This window comes from Cryobacterium sp. Y57 (genome assembly GCF_002929505.1).
Lineage (GTDB): Bacteria > Actinomycetota > Actinomycetes > Actinomycetales > Microbacteriaceae > Cryobacterium.
Window position 1 is genome coordinate 166888 of sequence record NZ_PJJL01000069.1, and the last position, 15894, is coordinate 182781.

General features: G+C 63.6%; 16 protein-coding genes and 1 tRNA gene. 12 read left to right on the top strand and 5 right to left on the bottom strand.

Features of this window, described 5'->3' with window-relative positions:
* Positions 1-43: 43 nt before the first annotated feature.
* Positions 44-1153 carry an ABC transporter substrate-binding protein gene (locus tag CXY72_RS12270; protein WP_104127954.1) on the bottom strand — a complete coding sequence of 370 codons (1110 nt, stop codon included), beginning with the start codon at positions 1151-1153 and terminating at the stop codon, positions 44-46.
* A 61-nt stretch (positions 1154-1214) separates the two neighbouring features.
* On the opposite strand from CXY72_RS12270, the gene CXY72_RS12275 reads away from it, so the two are divergent.
* On the top strand, positions 1215-1724 hold the full coding sequence (locus CXY72_RS12275; RefSeq protein WP_158252555.1) for a MarR family winged helix-turn-helix transcriptional regulator: 510 nt from the start codon (positions 1215-1217) through the stop codon (positions 1722-1724).
* Between the two features lie 64 nt (positions 1725-1788).
* Here the strand turns inward: CXY72_RS12275 and CXY72_RS12280 are convergent.
* Positions 1789-1861: transfer RNA gene (locus CXY72_RS12280), tRNA-Lys, on the bottom strand.
* Between the two features lie 101 nt (positions 1862-1962).
* Between CXY72_RS12280 and CXY72_RS12285 the strand changes: the two genes are divergently transcribed.
* The 5 genes from CXY72_RS12285 to CXY72_RS12305 all read left to right on the top strand — a co-directional run bounded on the left by CXY72_RS12285 (position 1963) and on the right by CXY72_RS12305 (position 6857).
* Positions 1963-2592, top strand: a complete 630-nt coding sequence (locus CXY72_RS12285; protein WP_104127955.1) for a DNA-directed RNA polymerase subunit beta — start codon at positions 1963-1965, stop codon at positions 2590-2592.
* 344 nt (positions 2593-2936) lie between these two features.
* The gene (locus tag CXY72_RS12290) at positions 2937-3533 is read left to right on the top strand and encodes a sigma-70 family RNA polymerase sigma factor (protein WP_104127956.1); all 597 of its coding nucleotides are present in this window, start codon (positions 2937-2939) and stop codon (positions 3531-3533) included.
* Positions 3530-4462, top strand: a complete 933-nt coding sequence (locus tag CXY72_RS12295; protein WP_104127957.1) for an anti-sigma factor — start codon at positions 3530-3532, stop codon at positions 4460-4462. The genes CXY72_RS12290 and CXY72_RS12295 overlap by 4 nt, the downstream gene beginning before the upstream one ends.
* Positions 4463-4536: 74 nt before the next feature.
* Positions 4537-5424: an aminodeoxychorismate lyase gene (locus tag CXY72_RS12300; protein WP_104127958.1), complete on the top strand. Its 888-nt coding sequence runs from the start codon at positions 4537-4539 to the stop codon at positions 5422-5424.
* Positions 5425-5546: 122 nt separating this feature from the next.
* Positions 5547-6857, top strand: coding sequence for a UDP-glucose/GDP-mannose dehydrogenase family protein (locus CXY72_RS12305; RefSeq protein WP_104128068.1), 1311 nt, complete (start codon positions 5547-5549; stop codon positions 6855-6857).
* Between the two features lie 210 nt (positions 6858-7067).
* On the opposite strand, the gene CXY72_RS12310 is transcribed toward CXY72_RS12305, so the two are convergent.
* Both CXY72_RS12310 and CXY72_RS12315 read right to left on the bottom strand, forming a co-directional pair.
* Positions 7068-7541: a hypothetical protein gene (locus CXY72_RS12310; RefSeq protein ID WP_146071159.1), complete on the bottom strand. Its 474-nt coding sequence runs from the start codon at positions 7539-7541 to the stop codon at positions 7068-7070.
* A gap of 94 nt (positions 7542-7635) precedes the next feature.
* Entirely contained in the window at positions 7636-7980 is a 345-nt protein-coding gene (locus CXY72_RS12315; RefSeq protein WP_104127960.1) for a zf-TFIIB domain-containing protein, read from the bottom strand.
* Positions 7981-8192: 212 nt separating this feature from the next.
* On the opposite strand from CXY72_RS12315, the gene CXY72_RS12320 reads away from it, so the two are divergent.
* Positions 8193-10406 carry an acyltransferase family protein gene (locus CXY72_RS12320; protein WP_104127961.1) on the top strand — a complete coding sequence of 738 codons (2214 nt, stop codon included), beginning with the start codon at positions 8193-8195 and terminating at the stop codon, positions 10404-10406.
* A 30-nt stretch (positions 10407-10436) separates the two neighbouring features.
* Here CXY72_RS12320 and CXY72_RS12325 read toward each other — a convergent pair whose 3' ends face one another.
* Complete coding sequence (locus CXY72_RS12325) at positions 10437-11060, bottom strand: flavin reductase family protein (RefSeq protein ID WP_104127962.1); 624 nt, start codon at positions 11058-11060, stop codon at positions 10437-10439.
* 148 nt (positions 11061-11208) lie between these two features.
* On the opposite strand from CXY72_RS12325, the gene CXY72_RS12330 reads away from it, so the two are divergent.
* The 5 genes from CXY72_RS12330 (at position 11209) to CXY72_RS12350 (ending at position 15850) form a co-directional block, all read left to right on the top strand.
* A complete protein-coding gene (locus CXY72_RS12330) occupies positions 11209-11976 on the top strand; it encodes an HAD-IIB family hydrolase (RefSeq protein ID WP_104127963.1) in 768 nt (255 codons plus the stop codon).
* 104 nt (positions 11977-12080) lie between these two features.
* Positions 12081-12254, top strand: a complete 174-nt coding sequence (locus tag CXY72_RS12335) for a hypothetical protein (RefSeq protein ID WP_158252556.1) — start codon at positions 12081-12083, stop codon at positions 12252-12254.
* 48 nt (positions 12255-12302) lie between these two features.
* The gene (locus tag CXY72_RS12340; protein WP_158252557.1) at positions 12303-13358 is read left to right on the top strand and encodes an acyltransferase family protein; all 1056 of its coding nucleotides are present in this window, start codon (positions 12303-12305) and stop codon (positions 13356-13358) included.
* Positions 13355-14269, top strand: coding sequence for an alpha/beta hydrolase (locus CXY72_RS12345; RefSeq protein ID WP_104127966.1), 915 nt, complete (start codon positions 13355-13357; stop codon positions 14267-14269). Before CXY72_RS12340 ends, CXY72_RS12345 begins: the two co-directional genes overlap by 4 nt.
* Before the next feature lie 105 nt (positions 14270-14374).
* The gene (locus CXY72_RS12350; protein ID WP_158252558.1) at positions 14375-15850 is read left to right on the top strand and encodes a polysaccharide biosynthesis tyrosine autokinase; all 1476 of its coding nucleotides are present in this window, start codon (positions 14375-14377) and stop codon (positions 15848-15850) included.
* The last annotated feature ends 44 nt before the right edge of the window (positions 15851-15894 follow it).

The window sequence follows — 15894 nt, forward strand, 5'->3', positions numbered from 1 at the left end:
CGTTGACAGACGTCATTGTTTCCCAGTGGAAATGTTTATCAGGCTACACCCCATTGGGCATCCCGACAATCTCCAGATCGGTGTCGTTGGCACGCGCCAGGCGCATCGGTCGACGTGTGAGGTCGAATCCGTGCTCCGGCCCACCTGCTGAAAATCCCGCGCCTACGGCACACAATTGCCTGGCCGCGTTGAGAGCGGAGTCGGTTGCGAGTAAGCCACTCATACACAGAGCAGCCAGCACGTGCACGCCGTCGTAGCAGCCCTCGGCGTAGGAACCTGGAAGGGGTGCGGTTAGCCCAAAGCGTGCAACGTAGGATTCCAACAGCCGAAGGTGTCTGTCATCCCGCTGCTGCAGGAACGTGGGCATGGCGGAATACAGCCCACCACTCGAGTCGCCGCCCGCGGCGAGCAGGCAGTTTTCGTCGAGGGCGGTACAAAGTCTGAGAAAGGAGTGGCCCTCATCCAGCTCGGTAATCCCCCGATGAAATTCGATGCCGTCGCGGCCAACCAGCGAAACCAGAACCGCCTCGGCGCCTGATTGCCGGATTACCGCCACGAGTTCGGCCACGTCGACGTGACCCATCGGCACCAGTCGGTCCAACACGACGCGCTGCCCCAGCTCACGAAGCACCCTACTCGCCGCTGCATGAACCTGGCGCGGCCACACATAATCATTGCCAATGAGCGCCCATCGGGTCACCCGTCGATTTTTGGCCAACCATGCGATCGCCTGGCGCAGGTGTTCCTGGGGATCGCTTCCGAGAAAAACGCTCCCGGCGCGAGCGCGGCTGAATTCGTGCGGGGGAGTAAAAACGTAGGGCACCCGATCGGCAATACGAGCTTCCACGGCTACTCGAATATTGGACGTATGCGTACCGACCAAGCCGTTGACCAGTCCTGCTCCGACCAGTAGGTCGACTTCGCGTGCGACGGCGTCGGGCATTCCGCCCGCATCGATCAGGACGAGTTGCATGACTGTCTCGGTGGCCAGACAGATTTCTTCCCCGGCCAGGATTGCACAATTGATGATCGCCGGGCCGGCCACGCCCAGCAAGCCCGACAGCGGTGCAAGAAGTCCCAGTCGAAGCACGTGCGGATCGGGGCCGCTCAGCAGAACTTCGCTCGGGAGTAATATGCTGACCAGTGACGTCATAAGCCCATTATTATGCCTAGGAAATACCAGGTACCATCACACGCACTTGCCAAGGAGTGGAATGGTCGAGGACTTGCCCAGCGTACGGCCGGGGCCAAAATTCGCGGCCCCGCTCGCGGAGTTGGTCTGGACGCTGTCCAACCTCGAACGGCGTCTCGCACTCGGGTTGACGGTTGCGCTATCGGAAGAGAACGCAACGCCCGACCAGTGGCGAATTTTGGAGACTTTAGAGCGACTCGACTCACCGACGATGGGGGAGCTGGCGGAGGCGTCGGGTATGGCCAATGCAAGCCTGAGTCGAACGGTAGACGCGCTCGAAGACACGGCCTGTGCCTATCGCTTGCCGGCCGTCACGGATCGCAGACGGATCACCGTACACGTGTCCGACCGGGGCCGTGACAAGCTCGTACGCATTCGTGAAATCGTTGCAGCTTGGGAACGAACTCTTCAGCAGATGATTGGCGCAGATGCGGCACAGGCCTTGATCGAAGCAGCCGAATGCGCTGCATGCTCGCTGGGCGGCGCAGGCGCAAACTCGCACTCGCAATCTCGGCGCGACCGTCGAAGCTAACGAAGATGCGCACAGAATCTGAGGGATTCGGTGCGCATCTTCTGCGCAACCTGCGCGATTATTGTGGGCCCCGTCGGGCTCGAACCGACGACCCAAGGATTAAAAGTCCTTTGCTCTACCAACTGAGCTAGAGGCCCGTAGGCTCTAATCTACCGTGGATTCACACTCAGCTTTTCTCGGTAGCGTCAAGGGCGACAAAAACACCACCCGATTACGCACGGAAACGAGGAGAACCGCCATGGCCGACAACTTCCACAAGCCCACCTTGTTCTCCGCAAACAAATTCGAGGCCTTTCAGGGTGGTGACGATCCTGCCGCTATCAGCCGGGTCGCCCACGAGACCGCGCAGGCCCTGCTCAATCGCGTGCGGAGCGACCCCGACCCCGAGACGGTCGAGCGCCTCGTCACCTACACGGACGAAAATGGCATCGACGCGGTCGCCGAGCTGTGGTCACGGGCCGCTCCGCGCAGCCTGCCGGGCGCGCTCTGGCGCATCTACCTCATCCGCATGCTGATTCGGCAGGACCCCGAAGGCTGTGCCTACCTTTATCAACGGGGAACGGATGCTGCCGCCACGATCGATCCGCTGGTCGCGGGCGCTGCCCTGCCCACCGGTCCCGCCGAGATTATGACTCTCGCGGACGAGATTCTGCGCGGATTATTCACCGGAGACTTCGCGGTGGCGCTGGATCGCGGGGCCGCATATTGCCGGGTCACGGCGGTCGGGGCCACGAGCATCGCCGATGATCTCGAGCTGACCGAGCCACACCGCTCCTCGGAGCTGACCACCCGCGCGCTGCGCTTCTCCAAGACCGCCGCCGAGTTCGCGGCCTGTGCGCGCCTCTGGCGCCACGACTCGCTTGAGTAGTCCCGCAACTTCGGGCCCGGGCTTCATCAGGTGGGCCGGGCGGGCGTTGCCACGGCGATGACATAGTCCGTGTGCGCCCGCGGCGAACATTCGACGCCGACCGCTTCGTTCGAATACACTGGAATCTGGTCGGGCCGCAGTAATCCCGGGTTCCATTATTCGCCGCTTCGAGCGGCCTCGCGCCGAGAGGTGCTCTGCGGCCCGGCCTTCTCAATTCTCTCCACCTTGTAGGCGACGCCCGCGCCCAGCTGCGAGCATTCTGTTTCGCTGATTACTTGTCGGGTCGACCAATCCGTTAGCGACTTCGTACCGAACCCTAGTCATGGAACGGGACGAGACCTGACATGCTAGGTCTTATGACTGTTGATTCCGCCGGAGATCTCGCGCCGCCAGCCCCTGCCAGCAAGGAGGAGCTGCTTGTTCAAGTGGCCCGTGGCGATCAATCGGCCTTCGGAGAACTGTATGACCAGATCGCCCCGCGGGTGCTGGGCCTAGTCAAGCGTCTGCTGGTTGACCACGCGCAGTCGGAAGAAGTGACTCAGGAGATTTTTCTGGAGATCTGGCAGTCGGCCGCACGGTACGAATCATCGCGTGGTGGTGCAAGCACCTGGATTCTCACCATGGCACACCGCCGGGCGGTCGACCGAATCCGCTCGTCACAGGCCGGACGTGACCGCGATACCAAAATTGGAATCCGTGACCTGGCCGTTGCCTACGATCACGTGGCCGAAACCGTTGAAGTACGAATCGAACATGAGAGGGTGGAGAAGGCGATGACTCGATTGACACAACTGCAGCGTCAGGCTGTCAGCCTCGCGTACTACGGCGGGCTGAGTCACAGCGAGGTCGCCGACATGCTCCAGATTCCTTTGGGCACCGTGAAAACACGGCTCCGCGATGGGCTGATCCGCCTGCGCGACGAATTGGGCGTGGCATCATGAGCCGCAGCGACGAGCAGAACCCCGCCGATCTTGCCGGCGCTTACGCCCTGCACGCCCTCGACGCCGACGACATGGCTATTTTCGAAGCGCATCTCGCCGAATCCAAGGAAGCGCGCATCGAGGCTGCTGAGTTGACGGACATCGCGGTGGCCCTCGGCCTCGCCGTGGCACCCGTGCAGCCCTCGGACGCCGTCAAGGCCAACCTCATGGCGATGCTCTCGTCAACGCCGCAGCTTCCACCACTGCCCGCATCGCGGACCACGAGTCCCTCCGCGATGGATGTTGCCGCCGCCGATCCGGGAGCATCTCCCGCCGGTCCGTCGGTCGCGACGGCAACGCCGGGGACCGAAGGTCCTGCCGCAACTGGTGCGGGGACCACCGCCGAGCCGCGACCGGAATCTGACATCCACTCCGGCAACGCTTCCAGCACGCCGCGCCCATCGACGGCGACCGAGCGGGCCCAGGCTCGCTGGTTCAAGCGACCGTCGCAGTTCATTCTGGCCATCGCGGCTGCGGTCGCCCTATTCGTCGGCGGTATATCCCTCGGCCAGGCGCTCAACAGCAACGAGTTCAAGTCGCAGCAGGCGGCCAGTCTCGCGCAAATCAACGCAGCCAATGACTCTCAGCGCGCTGCGACCACCACCGTTGACGGTCAGGAAGTCACTCTGGTCTGGTCTAACACGCTCGGAATCTCCGCGCTGTTGGTCGACAACCTGCCCGCGCTGCCCAGTGACCAGGACTACCAGTTGTGGTACATGAACGATGGCGATGCGACCTCGGCGGGAACCTTCGATTCCAGCGGCGACGGCACGGTCTGGCGCGTGCTCGATGGCACGATGCACACGGGCGATCAGGTGGGCGTCACCGTCGAACCGACCGGTGGCTCGGACCAGCCCACCAGCAACCCGATCGTTGCTCTCCAGAGCTAGCTGGCTCGGCATCCGCTCACCAGAGTGCGCGGTGCCGAGCATTCTGGGACTGCTTGGCAAAGTAGGCTCGGGACATGAGACTGCCTTTCACTCTTTTGATCGACCCTGTGCCCGCTGACTCACTGCAGCAGGACTTCGACATCACGTTCCACGAAATGGACTCGTCCGCCCCGGCTCTGCGCGTGGGAGAGCTCAGCACCCAGCGCGGCGATGGAATCTTCGAAACCCTCGCCGTCGTCAACGGCCACCCGCAGGAGGTTGAGCCGCACATCACCCGGTTGCGTAACTCAGCCCGTATCTGCGAGCTGCCGATGCCGAACGTGCAGCAGTGGCGCGCTGCGATCGCGTACGCGGTCTCGCGCATTCCGCAGCGGGGTGAAATCGCGCTCAAGTTCGTGCTCAGCCGCGGCGTCGAGCACGGTCCGGCACCGACAGCCTGGCTGCACGCGGTCGCCGCGGTGGACTTCAGTACTGTGCGTGCGAACGGCGTGCGCGTAATCACCCTCGACCGCGGCTATCCGCGTGGCGTCGCCGAGCGAGCCCCCTGGCTGCTGATGGGCGCGAAAACGCTCAGCTATGCGGTGAATATGGCGGCAATTCGCGAAGCGCGCCGTCGCGGCGGCGACGACACCATCTTTCTCACCACGGACGGCTTCGTCATGGAGGGACCCACCTCGAGCGTCGTGCTGCGCCTCGGCGGTGAGTACGTCACGCCCGCGCCGAGCGGCGCCATTCTGCACGGCACCACGCAGCAGAGCATGTTCGACTACCTGCGCGCGCAGGGTGCGTCGGTACAGTATCGCGATGTCACCGTCGAGGAACTTCGCCAAGCGGATGCCGCCTGGCTCGTCTCCAGCGTGCGCCTGGCCGTATCCGTTGTCGCCGTCGATGGCGACCCGTTTCCGGCCGATCAGACGTTCACGCATGCCCTGAACGCGTACCTGCTGGCACGTACGTCTTAGCGGTGATCGCGGCATCCGATGGTGGGGAGTGGCGGGAAGGGGGGCGGCATCCGTTTGCGGACACCCTCGAATAGGGCCGACGTGCCGCGCCCAGTATGCTCTGGGATGACCGAGAGGAATACATGAGAATTTCTGTCATTGGATGTGGCTACCTGGGCGCCGTGCACGCGTCGGCCATGGCCGAACTGGGGCACGATGTCGTCGGAATCGACGTCGACGCCGCGAAGATCGCCCAACTTGCCATCGGCAAGCCCCCCTTCTTCGAACCCGGACTTCCCGAGGTTCTCATGTCAGCTATGAACAGTGGCCGGCTGCGCTTCAGCACCGACATAGCGGACGCTGCCGGCTCGAAGGTGCACTTCATTGCCGTGGGTACTCCGCAAAAACCCGGCGGTTACAGTGCCGACCTGCGCTATGTGGATGCCTCGATCGAATCGCTCCTTCCGCACCTGTCCGACGGCGATCTCGTCGTGGGCAAAAGCACGGTGCCGGTGGGAACGGCCGCGCGCCTCGCCGAGCTCATCGAAGCCGAAAGCGGCGCGTCGCTGGCGTGGAACCCCGAGTTTCTCCGCGAGGGATTCGCCGTGCAGGACACCATCAGCCCGGACCGGCTGGTCTACGGGGTCGCCCCCGGTTCACTGGGCGAGCACGCCACAGAGCTGCTCAACGAGATCTACGCCACGGCGCTCGCCGCCGACACCCCCCTGGTCATAACCGACTACGCCACCGCCGAACTCGTCAAGGTCGCCGCAAACGCGTTTCTCGCGACCAAGATCAGCTTCATCAATGCCATGGCCGAGATCGCCGAGGTCACCGGCGCCGATGTGACGCAGCTGGCGGATGCCATCGGTTACGACGGACGTATCGGTCGTCGCTTTCTGGGCGCCGGCGTTGGTTTCGGCGGCGGCTGCCTGCCGAAAGATATCCGCGCCTTCACCGCGCGCGCTGAAGAGCTAGGACGCGGTGAGTCCGTGGCCTTCCTCAAGGAGATCGACAAGATCAACCTGCGTCGCCGTCAACGTGTGGTCGATCTCACCGTTGGTGCGCTCGGCGACGCCGTCTACAACGCCAAGGTCGCGGTGCTCGGCCTGAGTTTCAAGCCACACTCCGACGACGTGCGAGACTCACCGGCGCTCGATGTGGCCGTGCAGTTGCGTGGCCTCGGGGCCGACGTCGTGGCGACCGACCCGCAGGCCATCGATAACTCGAGGGCGCGGCATCCGCAGTTGCAGTATTCACCATCTCTCGAAGACACCCTGCAGGGAGCCGACGCCGTCGTGCTCGTCACCGAGTGGCCCGAGTTCAGGCATCTCGACCCGGTGTGGGCCGGTTCGCTCGTGAAATCGAAGACGGTGATCGACGGTCGCAACGCCCTCGACCCTGCGGCCTGGCGTGCTGCCGGCTGGACCTACCACGGTCTCGGTCGCCCGTAGTCTGAAGTGTCGTCCTCGATGTGATGCGGTCTGGGCTCACGTTATGCACGTGGGCCCAGGCACTCCACGATGCCGATTGAGGTTCTGCGCCGGGACCGTGGGGCGCAGAACCTGGGCTCGTTCCGATCTGGCTTCGGGGAAGGCGCGTCGCGGCCCTCACGCGGATGCCGCCCGTATGGCCGCTGCCGCGGGCCCTGCTACTCGCGCCCGCTACGGTTTTGCGGCTCGTCGCCACGGCGGTATGGCGAAGAGCGCAATCTGGCTCACGAGAACGACGACAGCGGCAAAGATGGCGCCAAGATGCACGTTCAGCGGGCTCCCCGCGTACATAGTGACTCCGACGAAGAGCAAGGCCAGGGCCAGAACTGCCAGAGACACCCAATTCTGCCGCCGCATGCCCATCAGAACCAGCGCCGCCGGAACGACGTACAGCATGATGCTCGCAACATTCATGGCGTTGACCATCTCCACCAGGGGTCCAAGGGGCACGCCGTCGAAAATGGTGCGATAAAACATGGCCGCGCAGTGGAAAGCCAAACCGACAACGCCGCTCACGAGCAGAACGGCATCGACTACCGACAGTCTGACCGCGCGCCGGGCCAGCGGGAGCTGGGGCACCACTAGCCGCGCCAGCAGAATGAGAGCGGATGCCCCGGCCAGCGTGAACGCAAATGCTGAAGTCACGCCGCGCCATCCATGGTCACCGAGCCGTGTGCACATGGTTGAGCACTGGTTCGAACATCATTCCATGTCATGACTAACTCCGAGTCTTTACGGCTTAGCCGAAAAGGTCTCCGAGCCAGCTTTCCTTCTTCTTCGGGCGATAACCATCCCGATGGTCGCGGTCGCGATCACGATCATACCCGCGGTCGCGGTCGTGGTCACCGTACTGTGGAGCCCGCGTGCGAGCATCCGGATACTGCTGTTGCGGGGGTACAGCGACAATCACCGGTGCCGCGTTGGCGGCCGGCGCTGCAGCCGCGAATTCCTTTTCAGCGCGATCAATGATCTTGTCAAGCTCACCGCGGTCGAGCCAGACTCCGCGGCATTCCGGGCAGTAGTCAATTTCTACACCGCTACGTTCGCTCATCACGAGGGTGGCGGAATCGGTTGGGCACTTCATAGGAGTCCTCCAGGACGTCATCGGTCTTCAACCCTAATCAGTGAACACCGGCTGTTGCTGAGAGCCGGGGGGAGCACGGGAGCGCTTAGCGGTTGACTGAAACTACGGCGGTAGGTTTGCCTCAGTAGTTGAGATTACGTCATAAGCTCAGAGCGTGCCCGAAGGCCGGGCCGAACACGTACCAGTTCCGAAACCCGAATCGGAGGCTATACATGTCCGTTCAGTCCAGCGTGGGGCGGCGCGAGCGCGCACCCGACCGCCCCTCTGGCGGCAAATCCGCCACCCGCACCTTCCGCGGCGACATCGAAGGCTTGCGCGCGGTCGCCGTGGTCGTGGTCGTTTTCGACCACCTGCTCGGCTGGCCATCCGGCGGCTTCGTCGGCGTCGACATCTTTTTCGTGATCTCCGGCTTCCTGATCACCAGCCTTCTGCTCAAGGAACATGCACGCACCGGCCGCATCTCTCTGGTCGATTTCTATCGCCGGCGCATCCGGCGCATCCTGCCGGTCTCAGTGCTCGTCCTGGTCGTCACCGTGGCGGTCGGATTCCTGCTGCTTCCAAGCGCCCGGGCCCTCAGCACCCTGTGGGATGGAATCTACTCGGCACTGTTTGTGGCCAATTGGCACTTCGCCGCAGTCGGCACCGACTACTTGCAGGCCACCAACGCCGTCTCCCCCCTGCAGCACTACTGGTCGCTCGCGGTGGAGGAACAGTTCTACTTCGTCTGGCCGTTTCTGCTCATCGTCATCTTCGCCCTCGCCGGCCGTCGAGCGCTGAGCGCCCGGGTGCTGATCACGCTCGTCGCTGCGACCACCGGCGCCATCACCCTCGCCTTTCTGGCCTGGAGTTTTTTCGAAACCGCGACTAGCCCTGCCATCTCCTACTTCTCCACCGGAGCCCGCGCCTGGGAGCTCGGAATCGGCGCATTCGTGGCCGCCGCCGCGCCCGGCTTAGCGAAGCTACCCCTTCGGGTGCGCCCGGCGATCGCCTGGCTCGGCCTTGCCCTCATCGTCGCCAGCCTCGTGCTGATCAGCCGAGATTCACCGTTTCCAGCGCCGTGGGGCATGCTGCCCGTTGCGGGAGCTGCCCTTGTGATCGCCGCAGGCGTCGGGCAGCCCGAACAGCAGTTGTTGTTCCCCCTGACCAACCCCGTGAGTCGCTATGTCGGCAAGATCTCCTACTCCCTCTATCTGTGGCACTTTCCGGTCATGATTCTGCTCGCCACCGTCCTCGCCACCGATTCCCCGCTCTACCTGCCGCTCGCCGCCCTGCTCATGGTCGTTCTCTCGGTGTTCTCCTTTCACTACGTTGAAAACCCCATTCGTCACTCCCTCTGGCTCGAAAACTCCGTCACCCGAAAGCGAGAACAGATGCGCCGTCCCATCTCGCAGAACCGCACCGGGATCACCCCGGTTCAGGCTTGGATCGGCGCCCTCGTGGTTGTTGCTCTCGTTCTCGTCTCGGTTTCGTTCATCGCGCTGCGGGGAGGTACGCCGTCCGGCCCGTCCGCGAACTTTGCCCCGGTCGGAGCGGGAGCTGACCTGGGAGTGGAGACAACCACCGAACCAGCCACCCTCCTGGCCACTCGGCAGGCCACCATCGCCGCGGCCCTTGCCGCAACGGCGTGGCCCGAGACCATCCCGGCGTTCGATGCGCTCGGCGACAACTCCGGCGCCCCGGAATGGGTCGACGACAACTGTCTCTCAGTCAGCGAGAAGAACGCCGCCGACTGCATCTACGGCGACCCAGCGGCGGCCAAAACCGCGGTGCTGCTCGGCGATTCCATGGCGATCAGCTACATGCCCGCCATTCGCTCCGCCCTCGAACCGCTCGGCTACAACGTGCGGTCTCTGACCATGTTCTCCTGCCCGGGAGTGAACATTTCGGTGGCGCCCAAGAACGCCTCCGACGCCTCGGCCGCCACCTGCGACGACCATCACGCCTGGGTCTACGCTGAGGTCGCCCGACTCTCACCCGACCTCGTCATCATGTCGAGCCTGGCCGGATCCATCGTGCGCCTCGCCAGCGGAAACGAAGGCGCCGCAGCTCTCGCCGAGTGGCAAACCGCGACCGCCGACACGCTCACGGCGTTGCAGGGGGCGACCGACCGTGTCGCTGTGCTTTCACCGCCGCCGGCCAGCACCCCGTTCGCCGAGTGCAAGACCCTCACGAGCGCCCCCGCCGACTGCGTTTACAGCCCCTCAAGCCTCTACCAGAAGGTCGTGGCGACCGAGCAGGGCGCGATCGAGCAATTCGGTGACTTCGCCCAGTATGTGAACGTTGTACCGTGGCTCTGCGTCGGCGACACGTGCCCGGCCTTCATCGCCGACACGCCGGTGTTCTTCGACGGCCAGCACTTCGTGCGTGAGGCGAGCGCCCAGCTCGGTCCGCTGCTCGCCGAGGCACTGTTTCCGCCGGCCGCCTAGCCGGCGCGATCATCCGCTCGGGCGGAATGATCAGCGCTCTCGCGGCCGAAATTCGCGCGGCCAGTCACTCGCGCGGATTCGCCGGATCGCCTTGACCTCGCCGATGGTTCCCCACTCGTCGAGGCCGAGGCGTGACAACGGGCGTAGCTTCTCAATAAGCGGATGCTCTCCGTCCAGCACCATTGACGACACCGCGACATGCGTGACCTCGCCGAACACGAGCGTGCAATCGCCCAGCTCCAGCGTGGAATGGAGGCGGCACTCGATCGCCGCCGGGGACTCGGCCACCCGCATGGAGGCCACGGTCACACTCGGTTCCCGGGTGAGCCCGGCGCGGTCGAATTCGCTCTCCGCCGGCTGAAAATCAGTGCCGGTCGCGTTGACCTCTTCGAACAGCGACTCCGGCGTGAAATTCACCACGAAATCTCCGGTCGCCAAAATATTGCGCACAGTGTCCTTGACACCCACCGAGGTGAACTGCACGATGGCCGGCGAAACGGATGCCACGGTGAAGAATGAATGGGGCGCGAGGTTGTCGACACCCGTCGCCGACCGGCTCGACACCCATGCGATTGGCCGTGGCACGACGAGCGAGTTCAACAGGCGGTAGAAATCAAGACGCGGCAGATTCTCGGGGTCAAAGTCAGTACGCACCCCTTCAGACTAACAATTCGCGTCATCCTTCGGGTCAGCAGCGCAGCCGCTATCGCGACGAGCGCGCATGCGCCGACGCGACCCAACCGAATTCGCCATCCATACGCCCGGCACAAGGTTCCGGCAGTCACGCCGATAGAGTGGGCTGATGTCTATTCTTCCCCGCCTGGTGGCCTTCGACCTCGACGATACGCTCGCGCCGTCCAAGTCCGCGCTCGACCCGATCATGATCGACCTGCTCGTCAAGCTGCTCGGCGTCACCGAGGTGTGCGTCATCTCCGGTGGCCAGTTCGGGCAATTTCAAGCACAGATCATCGACAATCTGCCCGAGATCAGTCCGGAGAAACTAGCCCGGCTGCACCTCATGCCGACCTGCGGCACCCAGTACTACCGCAGTGATTCGCAGGGTTGGCGCCAAGTGTACGCGGAGAACCTCAGTGAAGACCAGAAAACTCGCGCACTCGAAGCCGTTGAGCAGACCGCTCGCGATCTCGGCTTCTGGGAAAGCGACACCTGGGGCCCCATCCTCGAAGATCGCGGCTCGCAGATCACTTTCTCCGCGCTCGGCCAGGCGGCCCCGATCGCCTCTAAAATCGCTTGGGACCCAGCCGGTGAGAAGAAGAACGTTCTTCGAAGCGCCGTGCAGGCCCTGTTGCCTGACCTCGAGGTGCGCTCCGGCGGGTCGACGTCCGTTGACATCACCCGGCAGGGCATCGACAAGGCCTATGGAATGACACGCCTGGCTACCCTGACCGGCGTCGACCTCGCGGACATGCTGTTCGTCGGCGACCGCCTCGACGAGAACGGCAATGACTACCCGGTCAAGGTCCTCGGCGTCGAATGCATCGCCGTCGAGGGCTGGCCCGATACCGCGGCCCTGCTCACAGACCTGATTCCCCGCTACGTCGCCGTCTGACCGCTGACCGCTGACCGCTGACCGCTGGGCCCTTGCCCCTGCGCATAACTCCTGCAATTTTGCCACGAGAGAAGGAGCATCCGCATAATTCCGGGGTGTTTGTCGTGGCGACCGTGAAATTGCAGGACTTATGCGCGGCTCAGCCGATCTTTCGCTTTTCCACCAGCAGCACGGGAACATCCGCCGACAATCAGCCCGTCGTTATCGTCGATAGAGGCGCGCCGGCCACCCTGCAGCAGGTTTTGCAGGCCGATCCGCTCGCAGACGACCGCCCCTAAAAACCAGTCGCGATATCATCCTGAGTTTTTCTCGTGTACATTTCGCTTGTGAAAGAGATACAGGCCGAGAACCGCGAGTGGATCAATTTCGCCAAGGGCGCGGCGATTATTCTCGTCGTGCTGTACCACTCGTCGTTGTTCCTCAACGACCTCGGTCTGGCCGGCAGCACCCCACGGTTGCGCCTCGTGTTGGCCTATTTTCCCATGCCGGTGTTCTTCTTCATCGCCGGACTCACCGCGCGGCGTATGCTCACCTGGAACCTGAAAGACCTCTGGCGCCGGCGCTTACTCGTGCTTGTGTATTTGTACCTGCTCTGGTCGGTCATCCGGGTCGCGTTCTACCTCGTCGTGCCGCACCTGCGCGGCACCGAGCGGTCCCCGACCGACCTGCTCAACATCGTCCTGCTGCCGGTTTGGCCCACCAGCAGCTACTGGTTCATCTGGGCTTTGGCCATTTTCACCCTGCTCGCGTGGCTTCTGCGGAAGCTGCCGATCAGGCTGCAACTCCTTCTCGCCGGCGTCGTCGCAGCACTGGCGACGACGCCGGGAGTGCTCGACCTCGACAACGTCGGCTGGGACCGCGTCGCCGCCAATTTCATTTTCTTCATCACCGCCGTCTACTTTCCCCACGTCATTTATCGGCTGGCCGCCCGAGTGCGCGTCTGGCACGCGGCTGTGCTTGTCGCTGCCTATCTCGGGCTCGCCGTGCTGATCGTGCCGCTGCATCTCTCCCGTGTTCCGGGGCTGATCCTGCTCGAAAGCGTGGTGGCCGTCGCGATGGGCGTCACCCTGGCCACCCTGCTGGTTCGAGTGCGCTGGTTGAAATTCATGAGCACGCTCGGGCAATACAGCTTTCAAATCTATTTATTGCACCTGTTTCTCGTGGCCAGCGCCCTCGCGCTGCTGGCACCGTTCGCAGAATCGCCCTGGCTTGAACGCGCCGGGAATGCCCTGCCGTTCCTGCTCGCCGCCATTGTGCTCGTCGCCTCGCTCTACCTCGCCAAGCTCCTGCGCCGGTTCTCGTTCCTCTGGGTCAGTCCGTTCCGCACACGCCAGACCGCGTCAGTTTCTCGTCGGGCTCCTTTGAACCGTGACCTGTTGTGAAAAAATCCCGTGCGTTTGCGGCATCCGTCGGGCTGCTCGCTGTCGGTCTGGTGCTGAGCGGATGCGCCGCCACCACCAGGCCGACCGCGCGTGCACACAGCGACTCGGTCGTACTGGAGAACGACCTGCAGTACGGCACGGCTCTCGGTCAGAAGCTGCTACTGAACGCCTGCTTGCCCAAGAGTAAGACAGCACCCAGGGCGGCTATGATCCTCATTCACGGCGGTGGCTTCGACAGCGGTACCAAAGACTTCGGCGGCATGAACGCGCTCTGCTCGGAGCTGGCCGATGGCGGCATCGCCGCCTTTTCGGTGGATTACCGCCTGGCGCCCAAATTTGCCTACCCGGCACAGGTGAACGATGTCACCGAAGCGCTCACCTGGCTGCGGGAACCCGCCCAGATCGCGCAGTTCGGCATCGACCCCGAACGCATCGGACTGTTCGGAAGCTCCGCCGGTGCGATCATCGCTTCCTCGATCGGCACCAATGGCTCTGGCAGCTTGGCCGGTGATGATCGGGTCGCAGCGGTCGTGGCGATGTCGCCGGCAGTCGACCTCACCGAGCAGGGGCTTCTGCGTGGCAACCCTTCGACACCGGCGATGGCATCCATTTTGCAATACCTCGGCTGCTCTGACTTCATTGACTGTCCCGATGCCCACGCGGCGTCGCCGTTGTACGCCGTCGACAAGACCGATCCGCCGTTTTACATCGCCATTTCACAAAAGGAACTGGTTCCCCTTGAACAGGGCAAGGCCATGGCGTCAGCGCTCAAAGCGGTCGGCGTACCCGTCACCCTCGATGTGAAACCCGGTAAAAAACACGGGTTGGAGCTCCTCGACGAGGCTACACGAGCGAGCATTCGTCAGTTTCTGATCGATAATTTAGTCAACTCCACAAGACCAACTGATTAAATCCTCAATACCGGCAGTCCAAAAATGAGGATTTTTATGACAACATAGGGACTTGTCGTCGTGCACCCGAAGCACGACGCATTGATCATGCGGGAAGAAGCGCCCATGGAACTGAAGCGACTGGTTCGAATTCTCCGAAAGCGATGGATTCTCATCGTTGCTTTCATCCTGCTCGGCGTGGTCGGTGGAGCAGCAGCCGCCCTGCTCACTCCCGTGCAGTACCAGGCTTCCACCCGGGTATTCGTCGCCGCACAGATTCAAAACGGGTCAACTCCCGGCGATCTCGTGCAGGGCAACAACTTCGTCGTGCAAAAGCTGCCGTACTACCTCGACGTCGCGACGAGCCCCCGTGTGCTCGACCCGGTGATCGCGAGCCTCGGCCTCGATGAGAGCGCGGTGAACCTGGCCGAACGGGTCACGGCCACATCGCAGCCCGGCTCGGCCATCATTGAGCTCAGAGCTCTCGCTTCCACGGCAAATGCCGCCCAGCAGCTCGCGCAGGCCGTCTCGGAGAGTTTCACCGACGTCGTCATCAATCAGATAGAAAAGCCCGCCGATGGCGGTGCGAGCCCGGTCACAGTCGGCGTGCTCAACCCGGCGGTCGTCCCCGACAACCCCGCGGTGCCTCAGCTCTACCTCAACCTCGCCGTCGGACTGCTCATCGGGCTGCTGATCGGACTGGTCACCGCATTCATCCTCGGCCTGTTGGACCGCCGCATCTACAACCGCGACGACATCGAGCGACTGACCGTCGTTCCCGTACTCGGAGGCATCCCGCTCGAAGCTCGCGCCAACCCGATCATCTCGCCAAACGGTGCGCCCACCGCCCGCGGCGAGGCGTTTCGCGTGCTGCGCACCAACCTCGAGTTCGCCGACGCCGATGCCGGCCGCCGCAGCCTCGTCGTGACCTCTTCCGTGTCGGGCGAGGGCAAGACCACCACGCTCGTGAATCTTGCCATCGTGCTGGCCGAGAGCGGCGCGACGGTCGCTGTCATCGACGCCGACCTGCGCACGCCCCGGCTGGCCGACTACCTCGGACTCGATGCCGAGCACGGACTGACCGACGTGCTCCTCGGCGACGTGCAACTCAAGGAATCTCTACAATCGTGGGGCGCGCAGCATCCGCTTACAGTGCTATCGTCGGGCAAGATTCCCACGAACCCGAGCGAACTGCTTGGATCGACAGCCATGGGTACGGTGCTGGATGTGCTGAGCAGCAGTTACGACTATGTGCTCCTCGACGCCCCGCCGGTGCTTGCAGTGACGGACGCAGCCGTGCTCAGTCGCTGGACCGGCGGCACCATTCTGGTCGTCGGCGCCAACCGGGTGCGCGAGCCCGAACTGCTGGCTGCCTTCGACGCCCTGGAAGCTGTCGGCACAACTCCCCTCGGCGTCGTGCTGGCCATGGTTCCCACCCGTGGTCCCGATGCGCTCGTGCGTGATGGAAGCTTCGTAGTCTCTGCCCGCCCGGCACCCCGAGCCACCCCAGCAACCGGCGCGGACACGAACGAATCGGGCCGTTCGACCCCGTCCGACAGCGAGGCCGCGACAGCAGCCAGCGCCACCCGCGTCACCTGGTAGGACCAGCGTTCCAGTGCGTTCGGCGCGCGTTCGAAGCAGTTCTG

What these genes read in the sequence shown, in the direction of transcription:
- CXY72_RS12270 (WP_104127954.1), bottom strand. Translation starts at nt 1,153, where the DNA reads ATGACGTCACTGGTCAGCATATTACTCCCGAGCGAAGTTCTGCTGAGC.
- CXY72_RS12275 (WP_158252555.1), top strand. Translation starts at nt 1,215, where the DNA reads ATGGTCGAGGACTTGCCCAGCGTACGGCCGGGGCCAAAATTCGCGGCC.
- CXY72_RS12285 (WP_104127955.1), top strand. Translation starts at nt 1,963, where the DNA reads ATGGCCGACAACTTCCACAAGCCCACCTTGTTCTCCGCAAACAAATTC.
- CXY72_RS12290 (WP_104127956.1), top strand. Translation starts at nt 2,937, where the DNA reads ATGCTAGGTCTTATGACTGTTGATTCCGCCGGAGATCTCGCGCCGCCA.
- CXY72_RS12295 (WP_104127957.1), top strand. Translation starts at nt 3,530, where the DNA reads ATGAGCCGCAGCGACGAGCAGAACCCCGCCGATCTTGCCGGCGCTTAC.
- CXY72_RS12300 (WP_104127958.1), top strand. Translation starts at nt 4,537, where the DNA reads ATGAGACTGCCTTTCACTCTTTTGATCGACCCTGTGCCCGCTGACTCA.
- CXY72_RS12305 (WP_104128068.1), top strand. Translation starts at nt 5,547, where the DNA reads ATGAGAATTTCTGTCATTGGATGTGGCTACCTGGGCGCCGTGCACGCG.
- CXY72_RS12315 (WP_104127960.1), bottom strand. Translation starts at nt 7,980, where the DNA reads ATGAAGTGCCCAACCGATTCCGCCACCCTCGTGATGAGCGAACGTAGC.
- CXY72_RS12320 (WP_104127961.1), top strand. Translation starts at nt 8,193, where the DNA reads ATGTCCGTTCAGTCCAGCGTGGGGCGGCGCGAGCGCGCACCCGACCGC.
- CXY72_RS12330 (WP_104127963.1), top strand. Translation starts at nt 11,209, where the DNA reads ATGTCTATTCTTCCCCGCCTGGTGGCCTTCGACCTCGACGATACGCTC.
- CXY72_RS12350 (WP_158252558.1), top strand. Translation starts at nt 14,375, where the DNA reads ATGGAACTGAAGCGACTGGTTCGAATTCTCCGAAAGCGATGGATTCTC.